1 protein-coding gene and 1 pseudogene are annotated in these 3,577 nt (G+C 73.7%); one reads left to right on the top strand and one right to left on the bottom strand.

The features are described from left to right. Window positions 1-2,036: pseudogene (locus AN218_RS30460) on the bottom strand (hypothetical protein); the annotation flags it as partial. Between the two features lie 997 nt (window positions 2,037-3,033). Between AN218_RS30460 and AN218_RS30455 the strand changes: the two are divergent. Continuing rightward, window positions 3,034-3,577 (top strand): nitronate monooxygenase family protein (locus tag AN218_RS30455; protein ID WP_141747765.1); only part of this gene is annotated, 544 nt, incomplete at its 3' end.

Here is a 3,577-nt window from a genome sequence, read left to right as displayed (position 1 = left end):
ACGAGGCGTGCCACGGCGGGCCGTACGAGGACGGCGTCCACGCGCAGCGCGTGCTTCCCCACGTCCGCGGCGCGGGCGCGCAGCCGTCCGCCCGGTGCGAAGGTGCCCGGCAGCGCCACCGGCGTCAGCGTGCCAGGGACGGCGGAGACTCCCTGCGGGCCGGCGGTGCCGTGGTCGAGCGAGGCCGAACCGGCCGTGGCGCCACGGGAGTTCCAGACGGTGCGGCCCGCCGCCCGGTCCTCGACGAGGTTCACCACCGGGGAGGCGAGCAGCGGGTCCGGGGCCTTGTCCGGCAGCGTCCAGGTGATCGCGCCGTCCTCGCGCAGTGCCGCGCAGGCGCCGCCGGAGTACGCGGACTCCTCGGTGGCGGCCGGGTCGGGGCGCTGGACCTTCGCCGCGCCCGTCAACTCGCCGTCCTCCGCCTCCAGTACGCGTGTCCCGTCGTGCTCGGCGGAGGTCACGGCCAGCGGTGGTACGGAGCCCGCGCGTACGTTGCCGTTCGTGGGGCCGTTCGTGGGGCCGTCCGTGAGGGAGGCGAGCGCCAGCATGGACAGCAGGCCGTGAACGGTGGACTCGGCGCCGGAGTTGCGGTTGATCTCGCCCTCGGGGGAGACCCCGTCGAAGGTGACGCCGGTGTCCGGGTCGTGGACGGGCTCTCCGGCGGCGTTGGCGCCGAAGTACCAGGCGGCGGTCAGCGCGGTGAGGGGATAGAGGCCCGGGGCGCCCCTGCGGCCCCAACTGCCCGTACGGCCCGCGGCGTTGGCGGCGTGCGTGCCCGCCGCCTCGGCGACGGCGAGCAGCGCGCGCAGCCGTGAGTCGACGCCGTACGCGATCTGGCTGCGGTCGACGGGCGCGGGCAGCCGGCCGTTGTCGCATCCGCCCGCCGTCAGCAACTCCGGTGTGAGGCCCGCCGCGTCGCCCAGCGCCGTACGCAACAGATCCTCGCGGCCGAGGACTTGGGAGGCCACCGCGAGCGCCGTCGGCATCTGGGCGCCCCAGGCGTGCCACTGGGAGAGCGAGGCGGCGTAGGGCAGCACCGCGCCGTAGGGCCAGACACCGGGGCCGCCGGAGGCCAGCGCCGCGATCCCCTCCGCGAAGCGGGCCGTGGCACGGCGGGCGCGTTCGCCGCCGCCCGCCCGTACATACGCGGCGAGTCCGAGTACCGCCTCCGATGTGGCGTCCGCGCCGCGGGCGATGAGCCACGCCGGTACGCGGCGGCCGTCCGCGGTCTCCCAGGTGCCGTAGCGGGAGAGGACGTCGCGTTCCAGTGCGGTGAGGGCCAGTTCGAGCCGGTCGCGGAGGAACTGGACGAAGCCGTGGGCGAGTTCGCCCTCCGGGTCCCCGAGCCCGGACCCGGACCCGGTTGCGGACCCGCCGCCCGCGCCGCCGAACGCCTCGACGCCCTCGCCCAGCGCCCAGACGAGCCGCGCCAGCCAGTACGACGGGCCGGAGTCGGACGGATCGGGGGTCTCCGGCGGATACGCGCTGCGGTTGAGCGTGCCGTCGGCCTGCTGCCACAGCACGACGTCGCCCGCGTGCGGGCCCGTCGTCGTCTGCAAGTAGCAGATGCCGCGCAGCAGTTGGCGTGCGGCGCGCTCGCTGTGCGGGGAGCCGATCAGCCGCCAGTGCCGGAGGTAGACGACGGCGGCGCGCGCCATGTCGTCGGCGTTGTAGGCCCCTTGGGCGTAGTGGCCGGTCTCCGGATCGCGCTCGCCGCCGCCCGTACGCCGGTAGGAGCCGTCGGACTGCCGCTCGGCGTACGTCCACAGCGCACCGAGCGCGGGCTCCTCGCGCAGCCGGTAGGTGTCGTGGCCCGGGACCGGCGCGGGACGCACCGTGTCGCGGAGGAAGTCGAGATGGGCGAGGTTGACCCGTACCCCGGGACGGTCGCCGGCGCGGCGCTCGGCCGGCGCGGACGATGCGTGCGCCGCGGACGCCGGATCCGGGGCCGCCGCCCACGCGGCCCCCGGCGCGAGCGCCGAGCACGCCGGGACGGCAACTCCCAGTGCGAGGAGTCTTCTTCGGGACACGCTCATGGCCGGCTCGCTCATGGCTGTGCACTCGCTTCCACGTCAGGGGACGGCGGCTCGGAGGGTCTCGCACCCTGCACCGTTAAATCGGTTTAGACAAGCGTGCGGACGGAGCCGCCTCACGCGGCGCGGGCCCGGACGCATACCGCCGTGTGCGGACGCTGTCGAGGGCGCGGTACGAACAGGCGGAAAAGCGCGGGTGGTCCGCCTCCGAACGGGCCGCCGTACGTGGCCGGATGGGGGCATCGCGGCCGAAAGCGCGTCGTCGCACGCCGTGCCGCGCCCGATATCGCGGCCCGGGGTGGCCCGTACACAGGAATTCGTGGCCAGTACTTGCCATTGTCCGTCCGTCCCTTGTGACTCACGAGTATCCGGGCGTACGTTCTCCGCGCGTAGACATTCCGACCCCCACCGGGACAGTCGCCGAGGAGGCCGCCGTGACCGCCGACAACCGTGATCCGGGCGTGAGTTCGGGCAGACGTGCGTCCATGACCCCTGAGTGTCCGACGGCACCTCCCGGACTCTGTTCCGGATGACCGGAGCCGGTTCCCGTCGATGTTTGCGCGTTTGCTCAACGGCGAACGCGGGCGCGGGAAACCGGTGCACAATCGCGGGACGCACCACCGGTCGCCGACCGGCGTCGTCCGCCGGGTCACGGGCAGGACCGACCTCCTGTCGATCCACGTGGCCGGCCGGGCTGCCCGGCGGTTCCGGGGATCCCGCCGCAATGCTGTGATCTGCCACACAGTCCCCGTGTGGTCTGTAAGCGGACGGTTACGTGGCCATGACAAACGTAATGACCGTTGAGTTCCGTCTTTATGACGTGCGTGTCAAGGCCCGGCTCACTGTGCCACGGAGGGCGAATTGCCCGTTCGTGCCCGTTCCACTTCCGGTTGACGGAGAGTGACGAGCAGGCGGACTGCCCTTGGTTGACCGGCGGTTAACCGTCCCGTCTACTACGCATGGTCAGCTGGCCGAAGCGATCGTGCAGTCGGGAGAGCCCATGAGGATGCTGGATACGGACGCGTCCGACGTGTCCCCGAGATCGGTTCCGGTCATCGCGATCAACCCTGTGCACCGCCCGTCACCACGGCTGACCGCCGCCGCGTGCGCCGCGGGCGCACTCGGAGTGCTCGAACTGCCCGTCGGCGACGGCGCGCAGCGCGAGGCCGCCGAACATCTCGACTGCGCGGACCGCTGGACGGCGCGCCCGTTCGGTGTCCGTATCCGGCCCGGCTGCCCGGTCACGGCGGGCGATCTGCCCGCCTCCGCGGGCACCGTCGTACTCGCCGATCCCGCGCGTTCGCCGGGGGAGTTCGGCGGACGGCGGGTCCTCGTCGAGGCCACCGGCCTGGAGGAGGCGCGCCGCGCGGTCGCCTCCGGCGCCCACGGGATCATCGTCCGCGGCACCGAAAGCGGCGGCCGCGCCGGCGAGTTGAGCACGTTCGTCCTGTTGCAGCACGTCCTGGCGGCCCGCGGCGGAGCCGACGACGCGCTGCCCGAGGACCTGCCCGTATGGGCCTGCGGCGGCATCGGCCCGCACACCG

Source organism: Streptomyces nanshensis, from assembly GCF_001751255.1.
Classification (GTDB): Bacteria; Actinomycetota; Actinomycetes; order Streptomycetales; family Streptomycetaceae; genus Streptomyces; species Streptomyces nanshensis_A.
Note: the sequence above shows the minus strand (reverse complement) of the source record. Positions and strands in the feature narration are given on the sequence as shown.